We start from the raw sequence: 22,253 nt of genomic DNA on the forward strand, positions 1-22,253 counted from the left end.
AAGGAAAACTTTTTAGAAAAAGCTCCAGTCAAATTCCTTGGACAGACGCTCGAGCAGATGCACGCCGGCAATACTGTTGCCTTTGCGATTCAGAGCCGGGCCAACAAGACCAATGCCGAATTGTCCCGGTACGAGGGTCAAGATGCCTCCGGATACACCACTCTTGGCGGGCAAACCGACCTCGATGGCAAATTCGCCTGACGCATTGTACATACCACATGTCGTCATGAAGGTTTTGGCAATCTGTACATAACGACGAGGAATGAGCTCGTTGCCCGTAATCGGATCTGTTCCATCATAAGCCAGAACGAGTGACATTCGCGCCAGATCAGCACAGGTAACTTCAATGGAGCAATGCCGGAAATACACGACGAGTACATCCTCCACGTCATCCTTGATTACACCGTTATGCTTCAGAAAATAACCAAGTGAACGGTTCAGGTGACCGCTCTCTGATTCGGACTCGAATACCTCTTCGTTATAGCCCAGCTGATCATTATTCGCCAGCTTGCGGAAAAACTCCAGAATGCGGCGTGATTTCTCTTCCTTGCAGTCACCTCCGATCAGGGAGGACACTGTAATCGCACCCGCATTAATCAAGGGATTAAACGGAATTCCGGGTTCGACCAATTCAAGCTTGATCATCGAATCGTAATCGTCGCCTGTGGGTTCTTTTCCTACATTAAAGAAGACCGCTTCTTCTCCATGATCCATCAGGGCCAGAATAAGGGTAAATACTTTGGAGATACTTTGCATCGTAAACGGAACACCGCAATCCCCTGCCGACACATGGTTCCCTTGGGCGTCCATAATATGTATACCAAGCTCATCCTGAGAGGCTTTGACAAGCTCCGGGATATAAGAAGCCACCTTACCCTGCCCGGTGTGCAGACGACTGGTTTCCAGCCACTCCGGCAGTAATGCATTCAGACGTTCCATGGTTGAATTGCTCATATGTCATCTCCTCCACATCTCTATATGTGCATCTTGCATGAAATGTAGATGGGTGAACTCCCATGATGATAATGAGCTCCATCCGTCTCATGCAAGATGCCCTATATATCTGATTACCCTTAGAACAGTTCTTTTACCGCTTCATTTGAAGATTTAACTCCAGGATCTCACCAGGAAGACCCTCGTAATCGCCTGTCCAGGTGGATACAAAGTTCTGTCTGGTTAAGATCTGGCGGGAAGCAGCATTAGACGGATCGATAACTGCATAGAGCGATCCAATCCCTGCAGCTTGTGCCTGGATAATCAACCGTGACGCTATGGATGTGCCTTGGCCTTGGCCCCAATGTTCAGGCAGGATCATGTAACCTATCTCAGCCCTGGTCGGGTCCTCCTGATCCGGAATCAATTTGGCATACGCTACACCGGCACCATCTTCACTAAATACCCGGTAATGTCCACAAGTGGAACGCTCATTAAAATCCAGCATGGATTCGAATTGTGTTCTTGCCTCTTGCTCTGGAATTGCACGTTCTGTAATTTGTTTCATTACTTCCATATTGGAAACCAATGCATAATAATCATCAAAATCAGGTTGTGTGTATTTAATGAACTTCATGATATGCCTCCTCTGGGGTACATAACTTGGTCTTAGTCTTTCTAGATTCACCTAGAGTATAACAGAAGCGAATGATGGAATGCACACAAGGCACCACGGTCGCTGACAGCCGGATAGTCCGATAGGCCAACAGGCCAGCCGGCAATCTGGCAACAGTAGATACCAAAAAGCGGCCTCATCTGGAGACCGCTCTGTTTACTTTGACTTCCAGTGCATGTTGTTAGCTTGCCCGTGATGAAGGGTTAAGGTTCATCTGTTTTTCACGTTGACGTGCACGACGACCTTGACCTGGAGGGGTGATGATCAGTGCGAGCAACAGTGAGACAGCGCAGAGTACAGCAATTACGATAAAGGTTAGATGGAATCCGCCTAGCAGAGCGCTGATGAATGATCCTGCCAAAGCACCAAATCCAAATCCCTGATAGATCACGCCATAGTTTTTGCTCTGATTTTTCAATCCGAAGTAATCGGCCACAATCGCCGGGAATACCGTAATGTTCCCACCGAAGCAAAATGCAACGGCCGCCACACAGGCGAAGAAGATCCCGAAGGTCAGTGGAACCAGACTAAGTGTCATGACAGCTACGGCTGTAACCAGCAGCGCACCAGCGATGACTTTCATTCGTCCTACTTTATCCGACAGCGCACCGAGAATAATCCGTCCTGCCGTGTTAAAGATCGCAACCATGGCCACTGCGTTTGCAGCGGTAGCTACATCAAGTCCAGCGAGCTGTACACCGATATCTTTGACAATACCGATCAGATACAAGCCGCTCATACACGCCGTGAAGAAAATAACAAACAGCATATAAGCTTCTTTCGTACGCAGCATCTCTTTTACCGTATAGTCATGACGTGCAACAACTTGTTTGGTTCCTTCCTTGCTTGCCGGAGCCTGTTCACGAACAACAGCTTCACGGATCAGGAATGATCCCGCAACCACCAGAACCAGAACGATAATGCCCCAGTACATAAATGCCTGAGCAGGACCAACAGCACCAATCAATGCCGAGTTCACATATTTGAACAATAGACTACCGGTACCGAAGGCGCCGACTGAGATCCCCGAGATCAGACCTTTACGCTCCGGGAACCACTTGATCAGATTAGACAACGACGTAATATAAGCCGTACCATCTGCAAAACCAACAACAAATCCAGCCAAAATGTACAGCAACGTTAACGAAGTGACTTGGGAACTCAGAATAAGACCCAGCCCAAGCACAACCCCGGCTACACGGATCAGGCGCTGAAGACCCCAACGTTCCTGCAACCGTCCTGCAAACAATGTCGCAAATGCCAAAGCAAAACTGGTAATTGAAAAAGTTATCGCGACCGAGCTGACGTCCCATCCGAAACGATCAGACAGCGGTTGATTAAATAAACTCCAAGTATAGATGGTTCCAAGACCCATTTGCACAATGATGGTCCCCAAAACAATAAGCCAGCGGTTCATTTTTGTAGGTGCAAATGTTGATTCAGGTGTTGATGAAGCTGATGAAATTGCTGCTTTCATCGTGATCTCCCCTTTGCCGATGTCATATACATGAATGCGTTCACAAGCTAATCATACATGAAAGGGGATTCATTACACCGTTTTGAGCATGAGTTGCATCAGATGCGGAATGAAATGCTTCTAGATGCGCATGAGTTGCCTGAATTCTTTGACCTTACCACGACTCACAGGTACTTCAGCTTCCAAATCGCGCAGACGGAGCAGATACGTATTGTTGAACCAAGGTACAATTTCACGGATTTGAGACAGATTTACGACATACGAACGGTGGCAGCGAAAGAACGTGTCCTGAGGTAGGCGGCTGTGAAAATCCGTAATGCTTACTGGCATGGTGAACTCCCCATTTTTGGTATATACCTTCGTCACTTTCTCCTGCGCTTCCGCATAGTAGATATCTGCCGTATCCGTAACAATAATATTGTCATTCCGTAGCAAATTAATTCTTCTGTCCGTATGTGAATTCGTATCTCGTTCTCGTAACAGTTCCCCCTGCACAGAAGGTCCGTCCGCCAGAGGGGCTAGTCCATCCTCAACACGTTGCTCCACTGGCGCATGATCGCGCTTGAATGCCAGCTCCAGCTTATGGAGCATCGCAGCGATTCTCTTCTCGTCATAAGGCTTCAGAATATAATCGAACGCCTCTAATTCAAAGGCTTCTGCTGCATGTTCCTTGTACGCCGTAGTAAAAACAATATAGGGTTTCGTTGCAAACTTCCCGATATGATGAGCCAGCATCATACCGTCCAGCGAAGGAATATTGATATCGAGAAAAATGACATCAACTTCTTGTTCCTGCAAAAATTTCAGCACATCCAGCCCGTCTTCAAGGCGATCCACCACGTCAATCTGACTATGTTCCTGGATTAAGTAATTCAATTCTTCGCTTGCCAGAATCTCGTCTTCCACAATAAGAGCTCTCATTGATCCATCATCACCTTGTTACGACATCTCCTTTGGGCACATCAAATAAAATATCGGTTCCTTGTTCCAGTCTTGTAATGGTTACACCTTGTCCGTAGATAAGTTTGACCCGGCGATGCACGTTGTATAGCCCAATCTGGTTACCAGGCATACGGTCGTGGTAGACGCGCTCAATAATATCTGCACTGATGCCTGCTCCTGTATCACTGACACTGATTCGTACAAACTCCGGATAATCCTGTACCCGAATTCGAACAGTCCCGGGTCCTTTCACCTTGAGAATGCCATGAATAATGGCATTTTCGACGAGTGGCTGGATGACAAGACTCGGAATATGTACGGCCACCTCATCAATGTCATAGATCACGTTAAGTCGACTGCCGAAGCGAGCTTTCTCAATCTCTACATAATTACGGACCTGCTCCAGCTCCTTATGAATATCGATTAACTCATCCGACAGCTCCAGATTGTAGCGCATGTACCCGGATAAATTCACAATCAGCTCCCGTGCACGATCCGGTTTGGTTCGGATGGACGAAGCAATCGCATTCAGCGCATTAAATAGAAAATGAGGATGAATGGTCGTCTGTAACGCACGCAGTTCCGCTTTGTTGGCAGCAGCCTTGATCTCTTCTACCCTCGATACCTCCATCTGGGTTGAGATGATCTGCGACAGACCTACAGCCATCGTTTGTAATGGATACGTAATTTTGTACGCTTTGCGATAATAGATTTTGAGCGCACCTGTAATGTCTCCTCGTTCTTTGAGTGGAATGATAAGAGCGAGTGGATATCCGGTGTTTTTTCATCAATGACATCATTACTGATCGTAATCTCCCCGCTGGATATCGTCTTCTTTGTCATCTCACTTATGATTTCATTACCGATATGATATCGTTCCTCACCAAACCCTACATAAGCCAGCACATTCCGGGTATCCGTAATGGCAACCGCATCGGCCTGAATATCCTCCTGAATAATTCGGCAGATTTTGCGCAGAGAATCCTCATCAATCGAACGAAAATACGGCAAGGTTTTGTTTGCAATCTCCAGTGCCAGCTTCGCCTGACGAGCCGCAATCATTTCCTTTTCCCCTTCGACACTCTGCACCAAGAGCACAATCAGCCCAATGTTGACTTCACCCAGAATCATAGGCAGCGCAATCTGTGAAACAATATCAGCACCCAGTGGATCGGGATAGGAAAATAGCAGGATCAGTAACATCGTGAGCGCTTCACAGATCATTCCGGCACCAATACCGATGATCCATCGCTTCGGCTTGGGCGTATACTTATGTATATATCCAGAGACCAGACCTGCCAGGATACTCGTGATTAGGCACGGTATGGCTGTGACTCCATCCATATCGATTAAATACCGATGCACACCGGAGACAATCCCCGTAATAATGCCCACAGGCGCTCCGAACAAAATACCACCCGATAACACGGCGATGATCCGCACATTCACCAGTGAACCTTCGACATTAATGCCCGTATACGTCCCGAAGATGGCAAAAGCACAGAATAACAAGGTAACCGCAATATACTCCTGCCACCTTAATTTCCCCTTTTGCAGAATCTGCCTAAACCTCGGCACCCTCGACAGAAAGAATAAAAATATAATTAACAGCGCCGCCCGTTCAAATAAACCCAGCAGCATCGTAAACATCTCCAATCGTACTTCCTCCACATCTGTCTGATATAAATGCATACCGACACAGCCACGTCTTTTTGGCGTTATATCCAGGACATTGATCGCTACTGCTCGTATGCTCGTATGCTCGTATGCTCGTATGCTCGTATGCTCGTATGCTCGTATGCTCGTATGCTCGTATGCTCGTATGCAACAGTTTACCGCTCCCCCCAAAGGAAAGCAAAGTCCATCCTGTGAAAATGCATCAACAAGACTGCACCAAGCACACAATAGTTTCATCCCTTAACTTCTATAAAAATGTCCGATTCCAGAAAAACCTATGTTATAATCAGTTGTCATGTTATTCCAATTATTCAGTGAAAATTAATAAAGAAAGGTGTTCGTGCATGCTTGCCATTCTACTCCTAGGCTCACTCTTACTTTTTAGTCTAATATGGCTTACCCTATACACTGTCTCCAGACGATCCAAGGATCCTGATCGGTCCACAAGGCTTGTCCTGCAAATTATTTTATTTATTTCAATCCTGACTTTAATTGTACAGGACTACATCCTCAACGAAATTCCATACAACAGCACTATGATTGTAGTTCTAATCATAACTTTAATATTCATCAGCTCTTTCCAGGATAGAAGCAAGAGTACCAAAAGATAAAATACATATAAACACTCAATTTAAAGCCCCACTAACCCCTCTATAGCATGCCTTCACCACAAAAAAGGGTGTTCCATCATGTCATACATGACTAATGGAACACCCCTTCTTAATTACCAAACATTTATTCGATGTAATTTGGTTTTTTATAAAATGAACTCCAGCTACACAGTAACGGAGAGTGCAGAACCAATCTGAAGAAGCGAAGCGTGCGCCTTTATCCCCGGATTTTACCCTTTAGAAAAGGGAATACAAAAAATCCGGGGATAACAGCGATCGGAAGATGGTACAGCACTCGGAGTGGCCACGTGTAACACCCTGTAGTTCATTTTAACCCACCCAACATTACATCGAATCCCTACCTAAACATCCCCCACAGCTTAATCAGATGAAACGTATTGTTCGGATCAATCTTCTGTGCGAGCACAAAAGCAACAAACTGCTCCTCCTGCGCCGTAGAGAAATTCTCATTCATAATAACTGCCGAAGACTTGACCAATCTTCTAACCTTTGCCTTATCTTGCAAATCAGACTTGGTCACGCCATCAATCAACTTTTTGATACGCTCTTTGACAGCGGGATTTTTCATCTTTAGTTTGATCCGCTCCACCAGCTGCGGACTGATTCCATATTGTTGGTAACCCAAAACGTACAACACCTCCCAAAGAATAAACTCACTTCTTATTCATATGTCGGGAGGGCTTGTACACTTGTCTTTTTTTACAAAGGTAATACGAAAAACCCGCCGCCATGGGCAGCTTTAATCAATCAGATCACCTTTAAATACTTGCTGTTGCTGTAGAAAATCACGCAGAGGTGTATAGTCCACAGACGTCCAGAAATCCGCTTCTGCAATTAACTGGGATACATCATCTCTGGCCTGTTCCAGCACAGCAAAATCTGCAACCATGTCGGCAAGACGGAACTCAGGCAATCCGCTCTGTTTGGTACCAAAGAAATCACCTGGGCCCCGGAGGTCCAGATCCCGACGCGATACCTCGAATCCATCCTCCGTCTCCGTCATGACCTTCATGCGCTCCTGTCCAACCTCCGTCTTGGGATCAGCAATGAGTACACAATAGGATGCATGAGCTCCACGACCAACTCGACCACGCAGCTGATGCAGCTGGGACAGACCGAAACGATCCGCATCCATAATGACCATTAACGTGGCATTCGGCACATCGACCCCAACCTCCACAACGGTGGTGGAGACGAGCAGCTGAATATCATTGCTATAGAAGTCGCGCATCATCTCTTCTTTCTCGGCAGCCGTCATCCGTCCATGCAGCAGACCTACACGATATTTCGGAAAGTTCTGCTGCATCTGCACATGCAGATCAATCGCGTTCTGCACATCCAGCTTCTCCGACTCTTCAATAAGTGGACAGATCAGATAGGCCTGACGGCCCTGATCCACTTCTCTGGAGATAAAACCGAGCACCCGCTCCATCATATCGTGCTTGACCCAATACGTGGAGATTGGAATCCGTCCTTTCGGTCGTTCTGAGATCGTGGATACCTCAATATCCCCAAAAGCCGTAATCGCAAGTGTCCGCGGAATTGGCGTAGCCGTCATCGTCAGCACATCCGGATTATATCCTTTGCGTCTCAAAACGCTGCGCTGATTCACACCGAAGCGATGCTGCTCGTCCGTCACCACAAGACCCAGATCACGGAAGAAAACATCTTCCTGAATCAGGGCGTGTGTACCCACCACGATATCAATCATGCCCATTTGCAACGAGGCGATCAGATCTTTACGTTTACGTCCATTTACACTGCCCGTTAAGAGCCCTACGGTTACCCCAAACGGTTCAAATAGCTTTTGCAGTGAACGCATATGCTGCTCCGCCAGAATCTCCGTAGGCACCATCAGAGCCCCTTGGAAACCGGATCGAACCGTTGTGTATAGCGCAATGGCCGCAATAACCGTTTTACCCGATCCTACATCACCCTGCAATAACCGGTTCATTGCATAGGGCGAACGCATATCGTGCAAAATTTCAAGCTCCACCTTTTTCTGAGCATCTGTCAGTTCAAAAGGTAAACTGCGTACAAACTCACGAATCGTCGTATTATCCGTAGTATGTACCACGCCATCCATGCGATTTCGATTCAACGCACGATACGCCTGCATTTTCAACTGGAATAGAAACAGCTCTTCATACACCATCCGCTGTCTGGCCTGCTGACCTTCCCGGTTGTCCTGCGGACGATGAATTCCTGCAATCGCCTGCTTGCGTGGCATCAAACTATATTTTTTCATCAATGATTGGGGCAGAATCTCGGGAATCATATCTCCGAATTGAACTAACCCCTGATTGATCGTTTTGCGCATCCATTGTTGCGTCAGCTTGCCGGTTACCGAGTATACAGGTTGCAATGTGCCTGAACGCCCATCCCCTTTATCGGGGAACTCCGAGTCAGTGACCGTCATCTGCATACGTTTTTGTTCCCATTTGCCTGTAATTACAATCTCCCGATTGGGTGTAAGTTGCTCTTTGAGAAAATGGCGATTAAACCAGGTTGCGGTAATCATCCACTCTTCCGTCATAATCTTACAGGTGAGACGGGACTTTTTGCCGTATCGTTGTAATACAGGAATACCCATTACCTGTCCCTGGACCGTGATCTTGTCCCCGTCCTTCACTTCACTAAGCGAACGCAGACGATAATCCTCATAACGGAACGGATAATATTCAAGCAGGTCTTTAACAGTAGAGATGCCAAAGGCGTGAAGCTCTCCCTCTTTGAGAGCACTCACGCCGTTAATTTGCTTAACTGATATTTCTTCCAATTTCATGTCTAATCCCTCATTCCGGAACAGGCCACATAAAGATCGCAATGACACCAGGTCCAACATGACTGCCTATTACGGCTCCAATATTGGTATAGATCACTTCATTCAGTGTAAAATGACCTCGCAGCTGCTCTGCACAAGCGATCGCTGATCCCGGGTCAGCGGTATGACCTACCGCCAGGTTAACCCGTTTGCCTGCAAGATCCTTCTGGAACAGTTCAATAATGCGTGCCATTGCTTTTTTATGACCTCTGACTTTCTCAACTGCGTAGATCACGCCTTCTTCATCAATAGACAGGATCGGCTTAATGTTAAGCAACGTTCCCAAGATGGCTGAAGCTTTGCCAATCCGACCGCCCTTTTGCAGATACTCAAGGGTATCCACGAGAAAGAACAATTTACGAGATTGTTGCATCCCTTCAATAGCGGCAGCGATTTCGGTTGCTGACTTGCCCTGTTCGGCAAGTTCAGCAGCCTGTACTACCATCAGACCGTATCCATACGATGCTGACTTCGAATCCAGCACGGTGATGTCACCCTCACGCTCCAGCAAAGACTTGCCGAGCATAGCCGATTGATAGGTACCACTCATGCCGGATGACAGGTGGATCGATACAATCGGACGTTCCGGGTTCTCATCAAGCAGTGCCTGATATACATTCATGAAATCGGTTGGAGATGGCTGTGAAGTTGTAGGCAACACAGAACTCTTCTTCAATTTTTCATAGAACTGTTCCCAAGTCAGATCAACGCCGTCTGCATAGGTTTCTTCCCCGAACAGAACACGCAGCGGAACAATGTGAATCCCGTATTTGCGAATGAGTTCTTCGGGAATATCTGCCGTACTGTCCGTTACAATTGCAACCTTGTGGCTCATGACTCTCCTCCTCTTCGCTAGAGTGCTATTAGGACTCTACGGAGAACAAATAATAATACACAGGCTGTCCTCCAAGATGTACCTCTACCTCAGCATCAGGATACTGTTCTTCAAGCCATGCAGCGAGGGCAGCGGTAACCTCAGGGTCAGCTTCTTCCCCTTCAAGGATCGTCACCACTTCATCACCACTCTCCATCATCTGCTTGAGCAGACCTTCACATGCTTGAAGCATGGTTTCATCCGTCGCTACAATTTTGGAGTTATGAATACCGATGTAGTGCCCCGCTTTGATATCCAGTTCATCATATTGCGTATCGCGAACCGCATGAGTCACTTGACCGGACTGTACCCGGCTAATCGCCTCGAGCATCTGGTCACGGTTCGTTTCCGCAGATTCATCTTCCTGGAAAGCAAAAGCAGCAGCCATTCCCTGTGGAATAGTCTTGCTTGGAATGACCGTAATCCGACGTTCGTCTTCAAGCAATTCACGAGCCTGCTCGGCAGCCAGTACAATGTTAGAATTGTTCGGGAGTATAAATACCTGCTCCGCAGCAATGGAACGAACGGCTTTTACAAAATCCTCCGTACTTGGATTCATCGTCTGTCCACCAGATAGAACGACATCGACGCCCAGACTTTGGAAAATCTCTGCAATACCGTCACCGGAGGATACCGCAATAAAACCGTACGGTGCCATCTCATCCGCAGGAAGCACAGCCTCTTCCAGGCTACGCGCTGCCTCAGGTGGAATCTCTGCAAACAATTCAGGTGAAGGAGCAATGTCCATGCCTGCTGTCAGCAGATCCCGATGCTGTTCACGCATATTCAGAATATGAATCTGTGTGATTTCACCATATTGAAGTGCCAGGTTTAATACATCGCCTGGTGTCTTGGAATGGACATGAACTTTGATCACTTCATCATCGGCAATGATAATGATCGAATCCCCATTTACTGACAACGCTTTCCGGAATGCCTCGTCATCGAATGCCACTCCTGCGTTCTCTCCAAGCTCACGATTAATGAAAAATTCCATGTCATACAGGAATTCAATATCTTCCGTTTCCAATCTCGCCTGAGCGGATAACGGCATCTCTGGTGCAATCACCTGCTGCTGTGCAGGCTTCTTGACAACCACTTCTGCCGGTGCAGACGGTTTCAAAGCAGATGCTACCACGGATGGAGTTACTTCTTTCTTCAAAGAAGTACGATTCACTCCGTCACTTTGAAGCAATACTTCCATAAAGCCTTCGTAGATATATACAAGCCCCTGACCACCTGAATCCACAACACCAACCTGCTTCAGTACAGGCAGTAATTCCGGAGTCATTGCCAGTGCTTCTTTTGCTTTTAACAAAACTTCATTCATTAATTCAGTAATATCATTCGTCCGTCTTGCGTAGTAATTGGCATGTTTAGCCGCTTCCTTGGCTACGGTAAGAATGGTCCCTTCAACGGGCTTTACGACAGCTTTGTAAGCTGCGTCAACACCGTTCTGCAGGGCTGCTGCAAATTGGAGCGTATTCAGTTCCTCATAGGGAGCAGCTGAACGACTAAATCCACGGAACAATTGCGATAGAATAACTCCCGAATTTCCCCGTGCGCCCATAAGCAAGCCTTTCGATAAAATACCGGCAGCTTCGCCGATGGAGGCAGAACTTTTTCTTTTAATCTCTGCAACTCCTGCACTCATTGTCAAATTCATGTTCGTTCCCGTGTCACCATCTGGCACAGGGAAAACATTCAGGGAATTGACGTGCTCTGCATGCTGTCCAAGTTGTTCCGCTCCGGCAAGTACCATTGCGGTGAAATCTGTTCCATTTAAAGAACGTATACTCAAGTGAGAATTCCCCTTCCTAGCTTGATACACGAACACCTTGCACCAAGATGTGTCTGGTCTGTTCATGCGCTAACGCGGACTGCGTTATTCTTCGTCCATACCTTGTCCGGCACAGGCATACAATACATAATGTCAGCCGGATTAACGGTCTGGGCGGCCGGGCTACCAATATCCTGCACTCTCTGCACCCCTAACTTCGGGGCATACGGATATGCACCGGTATCAAGAGCCGGCATGAATGCCGCATGGAGACTGGTGCCAATGATGGAATGCCGCAGCTCACAGCGTTGCCAAAAAGCAGACCACCGACCTCTAAGTACGGTTTATTCTCCGACTTCCTCGCGGCAACAGCCTGTTCACCACTGTATTATGGACTATTCAACATTGTACTATATTAGACAGGAGAAATAAATAAAGTTTTTGGATCAGTTGACGAAGCTTTTTTGATTATGATATTATATTCAAGTATTGTTTTATGCAGGTTAAGTAATGGAAATGATCCGGTCATGCCGGCTTAAACAACACCATTAGCTACTGAAACCTGATCTTCTTGGTCAGGAAGAACAATTTAGTCCTTATGGAATGACTTATCGTTTCTGAAGGCAACTGGTTATTTTAGGATAGGAGGTGTAATCTATGTCTCGCAAATGTTATGTGACAGGTAAGAAACCGGGCACCGGTAACCACGTATCCCACGCTAACAACCGTAACCGTCGTACTTGGGGCGTAAACGTTCAGAAGGTCCGCATTCTCGTTGACGGTAAACCAAAACGTGTATACGTAAGCACCCGTGCACTGAAAGCCGGTAAAGTGACTCGCGTATAATCACGCAAAGCTACTATAAATCGGGTAAGCAAAAAGCACCTTGTTCCTTGCAGGTGCTTTTTTGGTATTCAAAAAAAGGGATTCTTGAATACGCTCATTAACATGTGAATGGCCGCCGCATGACGCTTCGCAGGTACGAATTCCAGATAAGCCTGAGCCAAAGCGGCGGTATTCCCTGTTACCTTATCAATCTGATCAGTTCTTTTGAAACGTATTAAGAATCGCCTTTACAAACCCTCCCAAAAACTTCGGCAGTTTGAATGTGTAAAATTTCATAATTCACCCTCCCCATCATGCTCATGCGTCCGCCGTATCCTATGCTTCAGGCCTTCTTTACCTCTAACACGACAAAAAAGGCTACATGAGAAACCTGCTCATGTAACCATATTTATGCGGAACCTTCGATCCCTATTCCACAATGACAAGCCCGAAGATCAGGTCATTTACGTTTGGGAAGGAATATATTGATAGACAGCGATCATGAAAACACTTAGTAAATAATACAGTATGCTGAATATGACAAAAGTAACCCGATGTCCCGTACGATCAAATTTGCGGAAATACATAATAACAACGCCCACCCCGATCAATGACGTAATGGCATTATACGGGGATTGAATAACCGCAAACAAAGCAAGCACAAGTCCCGTGGCGAGACTCGCAGCCATCGTCCACAGCGTCTCCTTGAGGGTCATAGATCAGCCTCCGTAGCTACGACGGATTTCACTAATCGCGGCAGCACGATCCTCACGACCAAATACGGCACTTCCGGCAACGAGTACATCGGCTCCAGCTTCCACCACAAGCGGGGCTGTATCGGCAGCAATTCCGCCATCTACTTCGATATGTACATCATGGCGTCCCTTTTCGTTCAACCAGGTACGAATCTGCTTGATTTTGTTCATGGTACCCGAGATAAATGCCTGTCCGCCAAAACCAGGATTTACTGTCATAACAAGAACCATATCTACATCATCCAGAACTTCGAGAATGGCTGACGCTGGCGTTCCCGGATTAAGGGCGACCCCTGCCTTCACTCCTTGCTCCTTGATGAGATGAATAACCCGGTGCAGATGCACACAAGCCTCAGCATGAACAGTAATTACCGCTGCTCCTGCTTTGGCAAATTCCTCAACATAACGCTCAGGATTCTCAATCATCAAGTGCACATCAAGCGGCAAGCTTGTATGTGGAGCGATCGCCTTCACAATCGCAGGTCCAAGCGTAATATTAGGGACGAAATGACCGTCCATAACGTCAACATGAATCCAGTCTCCTCCTGCAGCTTGGGCTTCTGCAACTTCAGCACCAAGTCGGGCAAAATCAGCTGATAATATTGATGGGGCAATTTTAATCATGTTAATACCTCCGCTTCTTATCTTTCATTTCGGTCAGGAACAGCACATAGTGCTGATATCGGCTTTCGGAGATCAGACCTTCCTCCTTGGCCGCAAGCACACGGCAGCCTGGTTCATGTGTATGGGTACAACCTCGGAATTTGCACTGATCTGCAAACTGGGCAAATTCCCGGAAACAAGTGGAGAGTTCCTCCACACCGATCTCCAGAAAGTCCAGTTGGCTGAATCCTGGCGTATCCGCAACGAATCCACCATTATCCAACGGAATAAGCTCCACGTGCCTGGTGGTGTGTTTCCCTCGTCCTAGACGCATGCTAATCGCACTCGTCTCCAGCGTCAGGCCTGGCATCAATGCATTTAACATGGACGACTTCCCTACGCCGGATTGACCAGAGAATACGCTAATCTTACCAGCGAGACGGTCCCTGAGCAGTTCACTGCCTTCGCCGGTACGTGAACTTGTGGAAATCACTTCATAACCAACCTGTTCATACAATGCTTTCACTTCAGCAACAGTGTCTTTGGCTGGATCAGCCAAATCCTGCTTGGTCAGCACAATCAGAGCATCCAGTCCAGCTTGCTCGATGTGAACGAGGAACTTGTCCAACAGATTCAGGTTCATATCGGGTTCTTTCACTGAGAATAACAGAACAGCCAAACTTACGTTGGCCACCGGAGGACGAATGAGTTCTGTCTCACGCTTCCGGATTTCATCTACCGTTCCTTCTCCGTTTTCAGTCAACATGTAGCTGACACGGTCACCTACAAGCGGTGACGTTCCTCGTTTTCTGAAGATACCTCTGGCTCGACATTGAACGGCGGAACCTTCAACCGAAGGAACCCCGTTGTCTTCCACTGGCATGACATAATAGTAACCGCTTAGCGCTTTAACGATGATACCTTCTGGCATAGCTCCGTCGCCCTCCTTTAGATGGTGGTACATTTACTCCAGACGCCAGCATAAGCCGCCCTTATGGACGGCTTGATGCGTTGATGACTTCCTTTTTCTTCTCTTTTTCCTTGCCGTGCCCTTTACCATTATTCATGGCTGAAGTGTCTTCATCTCCGCTGTCACCCTCACCATCTGCCGGTGTGGACTCAGGCTCACCTTCCTGATTGGGATCAACACTGCCCTCATCTACGTTGCCTTCACCTGGGTCAGGCTCATTTTCTGGCGGCGTCTGCGTGCTTTGTTCCGGGTCAATGGAAGGTACGTTCACTGTTCCGTTTTTGGCTTCACTGTAGGAGACAAGATACGTATCCAGGAACTGTCCATCACGATATACGGACACAGCCCCATTTTCATTTGGAGCCAGCACAAGCGGAATGGTCAAGGTCTGGGTTGAGTTCACAGTGCGAGTTCCCCATTCCTGATTTTTGCCGCGTGCGTCTTCATATGTGATACGGATTTTACTGTTTTTTCCTTCTTCTTTGGGTGATACATTGATATTAAAAGGATATTGCAGCGCTTCAGGCGGATACCCTGTACTGATAAAGATGGTAATTTTATCACCAGGACTCACCTCTGTGCCCGCTTCCACAGGCCATTGCTGCGTCACCTTGCCCTGGTCCACCGTATAACTTGATTCTTCCTGCACCTGAGCAAGCACAAGTCCAGCAGATTTCAGTTTTTCTTCGGCTTCACTGCGGGTAAGATTTTTCAGATCAGGCATTTTAACGGTTTCGGTACCTTTACTTACGGTTAACTCAATCTGAACGGTCTCAGGATCGAATTCCTCATTGACACCAGGTGTCTGGGAAATAACAGTACCTGAAGCCACATCATTGGAGAACTCATCTTTCCGCTGAATCTGATCTTCCTTAATGCCAAGCGCAGTTAATTTCTTAACAGCCTCATCGTAAGTCTCTTGTTTGACATCAATCATCTTCACCAGTTCTTTTTCTGCACCAACACTGATCTGGACCTCGGAGCCTTCTTTGACGACATCGCCTTCTTTTCTGCTCTGGTCAAAGACTATGCCGGGTTCGACATCTTCCTTATACAGACGGATGACCTCATCACTGACGACGAGTCCTTTCTCCTCAAGCATTTCCCGAGCCTTTTCTTCCGTCTGGGTGATCACGTTAGGTACGGTAACTTCAGGCACAACCAGCATACCCTTGACATACCATACAACGCCCACCATAGCGATTAGAATAAGAACGGTTAATGAAATGAGTAGTGTTGGCTTCTTCCAATTCTTAGCTTTCGCCTTACCCTTGCCAGTTACTTCGTCAGATTCCATCACAGGCACTGCACCCGTTGATGTAACTCCGCGCGGTTCAGGCTTGATGGCTGGCATAACGCGAGTCTGGTCTATATCATCCTCATCCGGAAAATCAATCTTCGTTTCATTGCGTCTCTCCGGCATCAGGCAAGTTTCCAGATCGGTCTGCATTTCTTTGGCCGACTGATAACGTTCCTGCGGATTTTTACGCATTGATTTCAGAATGACATTTTCCACACTTTGCGGAATCAATGGATTGAATTTACGTGGTTCATCGAATTCTTCCTGCAAATGCTTCAATGCCACACTGATTGGACTTTCTCCCAGAAACGGAAGTTGCCCAGTCAGCATTTGGTAGAGTACAATCCCAAGAGAATATAAGTCCGATTTTTCGCCAGTAACGATGCCTTTGGCATGCTCCGGTGAGAAGTAATGTACAGAACCGACTACAGAACCCGTCTGCGTAATCGTTGTAGATGTAACGGCACGCGCGATCCCGAAATCCGTTACCTTCACGCGGCCATTCCGTCCAATTAATATATTATGGGGTTTGATATCCCGATGAATGATTTGATTATGATGTGCATGATCAAGAGCATCTGCAATCTGGGAAGCAATTCGCACCGATTCATCCACCTGCAGAGGCGCACGTTCTTTTATAATTTCATTCAGGTTTTTGCCTTCCACATACTCCATCACAATATAATGAACATCATCTTCCTGCCCCACGTCATATATACTGACTACATTCGGGTGAGACAGTGATGCGGCCGATTGTGCTTCCCTGCGGAAACGGCGAATAAACTCTTCGTCATGCACAAACTGTTGTCTAAGGACTTTGATCGCTACATTCCGGTTCAGCAGAAGATCCTGGGCTTTGTACACGAGAGCCATGCCGCCACCACCGACACGCTCAATCACTTCATAGCGTCCGCCTAGCTGGTGCCCAATCATGACTCACACCCCGTTTCCGTATCCACGGAACCTTCCCTCTGCAACTCGAACAAGGCAACCGTGATGTTGTCGTCTCCCCCAGCAAGTAAAGCCAACTGAAGTAATCGGTCTGCACGATCTTCCAATGCCAGTTCCAGATTGCCGGCAACCTGAATAATCTGCTCATTGCTGACGAGGTTACTGAGACCATCACTGCACAGAAGAAGAACTTCGCCTTCTTCCAGCTTGACGGTATCCAGGTCTACCTTCACCTCGGCATCTGTTCCAAGCGCACGCGTTAGCACGTTGCGACGGGGATGATGTGACACATCCTCTTTGCTGATCTGGCCATTTTTGAACAATTCATTCACCAGTGTATGGTCCTCGGTCAACTGGATTACAGCTTTATTCGCAATTTTGTAGGCTCTGCTATCACCGATGTGGCCAATAACACCTTCCGTATCGTTCAATAATGCCGCAACCACCGTTGTACCCATGTTGTGATACTTGTCATCTGTAGATGCCGTGCGGAAGATAACTTCGTTGGCATGCAAAATAGCATCGCTGAGGGCTGCAGACAGAGACGCATGTGACAGACCTGGTTCCAGCGTTCCCAGATCGTTCACCAACGTCTCCACTGCCAAGCGGCTTGCCGTATCCCCTGCAAGATGTCCACCCATGCCATCGGCAACAATACCCAGAATATATCCTGTATCGAGATTACGAATCCAGGCTGAATCTTCATTCACCGAACGCACTCGTCCGATATGGCTCACATGAACTGTTTTGATCAAAACGTTCTCACCTCAACTCCATATGCTTTGCACGAAGCTGACCGCAAGCGGCAGCAATATCATGTCCCTGTTCACGACGAATGGTTACATTAACACCCTGTTCCGAGAGAATCTTCTGAAAATTGAAAATGTCACTTCTCGATGTTCTTACGTACTTGCGTTCAGGTACATGGTTAACCGGAATCAGATTCACGTGACACAACATGTTTTTAAGCACACTTGCCAATTCTGCTGCATGCTCTGGCTGATCGTTTACCCCACCAATAAGTGCATACTCAAACGTAATTCTTCGACCTGTTTTAGCCAGATAATAACGAAGGGACTCCATCACATCTTCAAAAGGAAAACGACGATTAACAGGCATTAATTTCGAGCGCAGTGCATCATTTGGTGCATGGATCGAAATAGCAAGGTTAATCTGTGTGTCTTCATCTGCAAACTTGTAGATGTTCGGAACGATTCCGCTCGTTGATACCGTGATGTGGCGCTGACCAATGTTCAGTCCTTTTTCATGGATCATAATGCGCAGGAAAGTCATCGTTGCTTCATAGTTCTCAAAAGGTTCACCCGAACCCATGATCACGATGCTGCTGACACGCTCGCCGCGTTCGTCGAGAATTTTCTGAGCCTGAACAACCTGAGCAACAATCTCCCCAGCCGTAAGATTACGCTTGAGACCACCCAATGTGGATGCACAGAACGTACAACCAATCCGACAACCAACCTGTGTGGTTACACAGATGCTGTTCCCGTAGTTATGCTTCATGATTACTGTCTCAATAGCATGATCGTCATGAAGACCAAAGAGGAATTTAACCGTTCCATCCTTGGATTCAAATTTAGTAATTTCCTTAAGCGTTACAAATTCAAATTGCTCTGTCAGCTTCTCACGCAATGGCTTGGACAGATTCGTCATTTCACTAAAATCATTCACGCGTTTTACATAAATCCAGTCAAAGATTTGACCACCGCGAAACGCCGGTTCCCCATTCTCCACAGCCCATTGCTGCAGTTCTTCCAGGGAATAATCATATATAAAAGGTTTCATTTTGTTGTCAACACCTATTCCTTCTTTTCTTTTCGTTTGGCTTCCTTCTTTTCGTTCCATTCGTCCTATTCTATCACAAAGACCACGTTACATCCATGTATACCCTTGATATCTGTACTTCATGCATTATAACACCTCAATGCGACCATCGCACCCTGTCATCACTTTTCTCTGACAATTATATCGAAGGCCCATCACAAAGAAATCCGCCGAAGTTCCCCTCGGCGGTCATCCTTCCGTGCTCTATTAAACTGTTATTATACTGTTTTTGTCAACCGTGCGATGAAAAATCCGTCGCTGTGAGCGTACTGTGGCAAAATCTGAATACCACCGTTCACAACCTTCAAGTTCATTGTCTCGGATTCGGACCAAACCAATGCTTCTGCTGGACGATATTCCGGATGTCGGTTCAAGAAGTCTGCGACCATAACCTCATTCTCAGCAGGCTCAATGGTACACGTACTATACACCAGAATACCCCCTGGTTTTAACAACGGCGCAACCCTATTAAGCAGTTCACGCTGTAAGCCTGCGATATCTTCGATATCTTCTACGGATTTGGTCCATTTTACATCTGGCTTGCGGCGAATAACACCCAGACCGGAACATGGTGCATCCAGCAAAATGCGGTCAAACGACGCTTCCGGGTACCGCTCGTTCAGATCAAGGGCATCTCCCGTTACAGCATCGATGCAACTCAGACCAAGACGCTCCGCCTGATCCAGGATCAGCTGGCGCTTGTGAGCATGTACATCGTTAGCGACAATACGACCACGATCGTGCATTTTCTCCGCCATGTGAGCTGTTTTACCACCTGGAGCTGCGCAGCAATCCAATACAAGTTGGTCTTCTTCCGGCGCAACCGCTTCAGCTACAAGCATGGAACTTTCGTCCTGTACAGAGAACAAGCCATCCCGATACCAGGACGTTAGTGCCATATTTCCGCCACTGCGTACAAGAATTCCATCGGAACTCAGCTGAGAAGCTTCAACGACTGCACCTGTGCTGGTCATCTCATGCATCAGCTTCTCCCGTGTGGTCATTGTAGTGTTGACCCGAACACTCACCGCTGGCGGCTCGTTATTCGCACGACAGATGGCTTCAGCCGTCTCCTCACCGTACTGGGCAATCCAGCGCTCAACCATCCATAACGGGTGAGAATGCTCCAGTGAAATACGTTCAGCAACGGGCAGATGTTCTGGAATACGAAGTTCATCCCGATTGCGGATCATATTGCGCAGCACACCATTCACCATGCCCGAGATTCCCTGATGGCCCAGTTTCTTCGCCAGATTAACCGCTTCGCTCACCACCGCATGTTCTGGAATACGATCCAGGTATATCATCTGATATACGCTGATTCGAAGCAGGCTACGAACCCAAGGTTGCAGTTTGGATACTCCTTTGGCAACATAACGTTCCAAGAAATAATCAAGTGTATTCAATCTGGCGATTGTTCCGTACACCAATTCAGTAGCTAGTCCAGCATCCGCAGGGCTTAAATCCGCCTCTTTCAGACGACGGTTCAACTCCAGATTACTGTATGCTCCATCTTGCTCAACAGCACTCAGAACCTTGACTGCCAATGCACGAGCAGACGTTTTGGGTTTCTGGGAGCGAGATGCACCACCTGAGGCAGAATGGGGTGTAGACGCATTTCCATGACCACCCGATTTTCCCGAATTCGGGCGGCGGTTTCCTTCACGCCCAGATGCATTTCCTGTGGCTTTATGACTTTTTCCCGACAAACGCCCCGGTGTGTTACCACTCATCGCAACACCGTTCCAGGTTTCAGTGTACCGCCACGAGCAAAGTCAGCAGCTTGCATCACCTTTTTACCCGCAGGTTGCACCTCAGTCAACCAGAGAGATCCATTGCCAGTACACACTTCAATACCTGCCTTATTCAACTGCAACACCGTTCCCGGCTCTGCTTGTCCAGCATCCGAAGAAGAGGTTATGTTCGAATGATCCGGATTAGCGGCTGCCCAGACTTTGAAGACCTGATTATCCCACACCGTAAATGCACCCGAGAATGGCACAAGACCACGGATTTGATTGAACAATTCGCGTGATGTACGACTCCAGTCCATCTTCTCGTCTTCCCGAGTCAGATTACGCGCATACGAAGCCTCGGCATCATCCTGAGGGACCGCCGTTGTTTCGCCAGCAATCAATCGTGGCATTTCAGCCAGTAGCAATCTGGAGCCAGCCTCACTTAGTTTGTCAAACATCGTTCCTGATGTATCTTCATCTGTAATCGGCAGTTGCACATACGAGATCATATCTCCCGTATCCAGGCCTTCAGCCATATACATTAATGTGACTCCTGTCACGGATTCCCCGTTAATAATGGAACGTTGGATCGGGGCTCCTCCCCGATATTTCGGCAAAAGAGAGCCATGCACGTTCACACAACCGCGAACAGGCATATCCAGCACGGCTTTGGGCAGAATCTGCCCAAATGCCGCGGTAACGATCAGGTCCGGCTTCCATTCAGCCAAGCGGGCTGCGGCTTCCGGATCACGCAATTTAACAGGTTGAAACACCGGCAGACCGTGGCGTTCTGCTGCGGCCTTAACCGGTGTTGGCGTAAGTACTTTTTTGCGCCCCTGTGGTTTATCAGGTTGAGTCACCACACCCACCACATTGTATCCCTCTGCAATCAGCATATCGAGAGAAGGAACTGCAAATTCAGGTGTTCCCATAAAAACAATATTCAAATCGATCACTCCTTAATTACGACGCGGTCCCGTTTGATCGGCTGCAATTTCGTACACTTTCTCGGCGATATCCGTGAAGAGTACGCCATCCAGATGATCAATTTCATGCTGGAATGCACGGGACAGCAGGCCACTACCCGTAATAATCAACTCGTTGCCTTCACGATCCAAACCCTTGACAGTAACGGTCTCAAAACGACGAACGTCACCATTAATTCCAGGGATACTCAGACAACCTTCCGGTCCGAATTGCTCTCCCTCACTTGCGATAATCTCAGGGTTAATCATCTTGATCAGTCCTTGCTCATCACCGGCGTCAATAACGATCAGACGTTTCAAAATGCCGACCTGTGGTGCAGCAAGACCTACACCTTCCGCATCGTACATAGTATCAGCCATATCATCCAGCAATTTTTGTACATTCGGTGTAATTTTCGGTACTTCTTTGGCTCTCTTGTGGAGCACCTCATCTGGTTCTTGAACGATAATGCGAATCGACATGTTGTAAG

The 22,253-nt window shown here is 47.4% G+C and carries 19 protein-coding genes and 1 pseudogene; 1 reads left to right on the plus strand and 19 read right to left on the minus strand.

Annotated features, from left to right (window positions below):
• Positions 1-12: 12 nt before the first annotated feature.
• From glsA to PAHA3_RS14470, 9 genes and pseudogenes are all read right to left on the minus strand, one after another.
• Entirely contained in the window at positions 13-954 is a 942-nt protein-coding gene (gene glsA, locus PAHA3_RS14430) for a glutaminase A (protein WP_062835344.1), read from the minus strand.
• A 133-nt stretch (positions 955-1,087) separates the two neighbouring features.
• Entirely contained in the window at positions 1,088-1,570 is a 483-nt protein-coding gene (locus tag PAHA3_RS14435; RefSeq protein ID WP_062835345.1) for a GNAT family N-acetyltransferase, read from the minus strand.
• A gap of 220 nt (positions 1,571-1,790) precedes the next feature.
• Positions 1,791-3,026, minus strand: coding sequence for an L-lactate MFS transporter (locus tag PAHA3_RS14440; protein WP_062836113.1), 1,236 nt, complete (start codon positions 3,024-3,026; stop codon positions 1,791-1,793).
• Positions 3,027-3,206: 180 nt separating this feature from the next.
• Positions 3,207-4,007, minus strand: a complete 801-nt coding sequence (locus PAHA3_RS14445) for a LytR/AlgR family response regulator transcription factor (RefSeq protein ID WP_062835346.1) — start codon at positions 4,005-4,007, stop codon at positions 3,207-3,209.
• 10 nt (positions 4,008-4,017) lie between these two features.
• A pseudogene (locus PAHA3_RS14450) lies at positions 4,018-5,669 on the minus strand (LytS/YhcK type 5TM receptor domain-containing protein).
• 1,005 nt (positions 5,670-6,674) lie between these two features.
• On the minus strand, positions 6,675-6,962 hold the full coding sequence (locus PAHA3_RS14455; RefSeq protein ID WP_062835347.1) for a stage VI sporulation protein F: 288 nt from the start codon (positions 6,960-6,962) through the stop codon (positions 6,675-6,677).
• A 114-nt stretch (positions 6,963-7,076) separates the two neighbouring features.
• On the minus strand, positions 7,077-9,122 hold the full coding sequence (recG, locus tag PAHA3_RS14460; protein ID WP_062835348.1) for an ATP-dependent DNA helicase RecG: 2,046 nt from the start codon (positions 9,120-9,122) through the stop codon (positions 7,077-7,079).
• A 10-nt stretch (positions 9,123-9,132) separates the two neighbouring features.
• Positions 9,133-9,996, minus strand: a complete 864-nt coding sequence (locus PAHA3_RS14465) for a DegV family protein (protein ID WP_062835349.1) — start codon at positions 9,994-9,996, stop codon at positions 9,133-9,135.
• A gap of 28 nt (positions 9,997-10,024) precedes the next feature.
• Positions 10,025-11,836 (minus strand): DAK2 domain-containing protein, encoded by a 1,812-nt coding sequence (locus tag PAHA3_RS14470; protein ID WP_062835350.1) that lies wholly within the window; start codon positions 11,834-11,836, stop codon positions 10,025-10,027.
• A gap of 636 nt (positions 11,837-12,472) precedes the next feature.
• On the opposite strand from PAHA3_RS14470, the gene rpmB reads away from it, so the two are divergent.
• Complete coding sequence (gene rpmB / locus PAHA3_RS14475; RefSeq protein WP_017687459.1) at positions 12,473-12,661, plus strand: 50S ribosomal protein L28; 189 nt, start codon at positions 12,473-12,475, stop codon at positions 12,659-12,661.
• Between the two features lie 195 nt (positions 12,662-12,856).
• On the opposite strand, the gene spoVM is transcribed toward rpmB, so the two are convergent.
• The 10 genes from spoVM to def all read right to left on the minus strand — a co-directional run bounded on the left by spoVM (position 12,857) and on the right by def (position 22,245).
• Positions 12,857-12,937, minus strand: coding sequence for a stage V sporulation protein SpoVM (spoVM, locus tag PAHA3_RS14480; protein ID WP_019424875.1), 81 nt, complete (start codon positions 12,935-12,937; stop codon positions 12,857-12,859).
• 167 nt (positions 12,938-13,104) lie between these two features.
• Positions 13,105-13,356, minus strand: coding sequence for a hypothetical protein (locus PAHA3_RS14485; protein WP_062835351.1), 252 nt, complete (start codon positions 13,354-13,356; stop codon positions 13,105-13,107).
• A gap of 3 nt (positions 13,357-13,359) precedes the next feature.
• On the minus strand, positions 13,360-14,019 hold the full coding sequence (gene rpe, locus PAHA3_RS14490; RefSeq protein WP_062835352.1) for a ribulose-phosphate 3-epimerase: 660 nt from the start codon (positions 14,017-14,019) through the stop codon (positions 13,360-13,362).
• Position 14,020: 1 nt separating this feature from the next.
• Positions 14,021-14,929, minus strand: a complete 909-nt coding sequence (gene rsgA, locus PAHA3_RS14495) for a ribosome small subunit-dependent GTPase A (RefSeq protein ID WP_062835353.1) — start codon at positions 14,927-14,929, stop codon at positions 14,021-14,023.
• A gap of 61 nt (positions 14,930-14,990) precedes the next feature.
• Complete coding sequence (gene pknB / locus PAHA3_RS14500; protein WP_062835354.1) at positions 14,991-17,201, minus strand: Stk1 family PASTA domain-containing Ser/Thr kinase; 2,211 nt, start codon at positions 17,199-17,201, stop codon at positions 14,991-14,993.
• Positions 17,198-17,974 (minus strand): Stp1/IreP family PP2C-type Ser/Thr phosphatase, encoded by a 777-nt coding sequence (locus PAHA3_RS14505; RefSeq protein WP_062835355.1) that lies wholly within the window; start codon positions 17,972-17,974, stop codon positions 17,198-17,200. The genes pknB and PAHA3_RS14505 overlap by 4 nt, the downstream gene beginning before the upstream one ends.
• A gap of 7 nt (positions 17,975-17,981) precedes the next feature.
• On the minus strand, positions 17,982-19,022 hold the full coding sequence (gene rlmN, locus PAHA3_RS14510) for a 23S rRNA (adenine(2503)-C(2))-methyltransferase RlmN (RefSeq protein ID WP_062836114.1): 1,041 nt from the start codon (positions 19,020-19,022) through the stop codon (positions 17,982-17,984).
• A gap of 257 nt (positions 19,023-19,279) precedes the next feature.
• A complete protein-coding gene (gene rsmB, locus PAHA3_RS14515; RefSeq protein ID WP_201028080.1) occupies positions 19,280-20,794 on the minus strand; it encodes a 16S rRNA (cytosine(967)-C(5))-methyltransferase RsmB in 1,515 nt (504 codons plus the stop codon).
• The gene (gene fmt / locus PAHA3_RS14520; RefSeq protein ID WP_062835356.1) at positions 20,791-21,744 is read right to left on the minus strand and encodes a methionyl-tRNA formyltransferase; all 954 of its coding nucleotides are present in this window, start codon (positions 21,742-21,744) and stop codon (positions 20,791-20,793) included. The genes rsmB and fmt overlap by 4 nt, the downstream gene beginning before the upstream one ends.
• 12 nt (positions 21,745-21,756) lie before the next feature.
• Complete coding sequence (gene def, locus PAHA3_RS14525; RefSeq protein ID WP_062835357.1) at positions 21,757-22,245, minus strand: peptide deformylase; 489 nt, start codon at positions 22,243-22,245, stop codon at positions 21,757-21,759.
• Between the last annotated feature and the right edge of the window lie 8 nt (positions 22,246-22,253).

The sequence above is a fragment of the Paenibacillus amylolyticus genome, from assembly GCF_001570725.1.
Lineage (GTDB): Bacteria > Bacillota > Bacilli > Paenibacillales > Paenibacillaceae > Paenibacillus > Paenibacillus amylolyticus_A.

What these genes read in the sequence shown, in the direction of transcription:
- rlmN (WP_062836114.1), bottom strand. Translation starts at nt 19,022, where the DNA reads ATGAAACCTTTTATATATGATTATTCCCTGGAAGAACTGCAGCAATGG.
- rsgA (WP_062835353.1), bottom strand. Translation starts at nt 14,929, where the DNA reads ATGCCAGAAGGTATCATCGTTAAAGCGCTAAGCGGTTACTATTATGTC.
- spoVM (WP_019424875.1), bottom strand. Translation starts at nt 12,937, where the DNA reads ATGAAATTTTACACATTCAAACTGCCGAAGTTTTTGGGAGGGTTTGTA.
- PAHA3_RS14445 (WP_062835346.1), bottom strand. Translation starts at nt 4,007, where the DNA reads ATGAGAGCTCTTATTGTGGAAGACGAGATTCTGGCAAGCGAAGAATTG.
- pknB (WP_062835354.1), bottom strand. Translation starts at nt 17,201, where the DNA reads ATGATTGGGCACCAGCTAGGCGGACGCTATGAAGTGATTGAGCGTGTC.
- rpe (WP_062835352.1), bottom strand. Translation starts at nt 14,019, where the DNA reads ATGATTAAAATTGCCCCATCAATATTATCAGCTGATTTTGCCCGACTT.
- rsmB (WP_201028080.1), bottom strand. Translation starts at nt 20,794, where the DNA reads ATGAGTGGTAACACACCGGGGCGTTTGTCGGGAAAAAGTCATAAAGCC.
- PAHA3_RS14465 (WP_062835349.1), bottom strand. Translation starts at nt 9,996, where the DNA reads ATGAGCCACAAGGTTGCAATTGTAACGGACAGTACGGCAGATATTCCC.
- PAHA3_RS14485 (WP_062835351.1), bottom strand. Translation starts at nt 13,356, where the DNA reads ATGACCCTCAAGGAGACGCTGTGGACGATGGCTGCGAGTCTCGCCACG.
- PAHA3_RS14440 (WP_062836113.1), bottom strand. Translation starts at nt 3,026, where the DNA reads ATGAACCGCTGGCTTATTGTTTTGGGGACCATCATTGTGCAAATGGGT.
- glsA (WP_062835344.1), bottom strand. Translation starts at nt 954, where the DNA reads ATGAGCAATTCAACCATGGAACGTCTGAATGCATTACTGCCGGAGTGG.
- PAHA3_RS14435 (WP_062835345.1), bottom strand. Translation starts at nt 1,570, where the DNA reads ATGAAGTTCATTAAATACACACAACCTGATTTTGATGATTATTATGCA.
- recG (WP_062835348.1), bottom strand. Translation starts at nt 9,122, where the DNA reads ATGAAATTGGAAGAAATATCAGTTAAGCAAATTAACGGCGTGAGTGCT.
- def (WP_062835357.1), bottom strand. Translation starts at nt 22,245, where the DNA reads ATGTCGATTCGCATTATCGTTCAAGAACCAGATGAGGTGCTCCACAAG.
- rpmB (WP_017687459.1), top strand. Translation starts at nt 12,473, where the DNA reads ATGTCTCGCAAATGTTATGTGACAGGTAAGAAACCGGGCACCGGTAAC.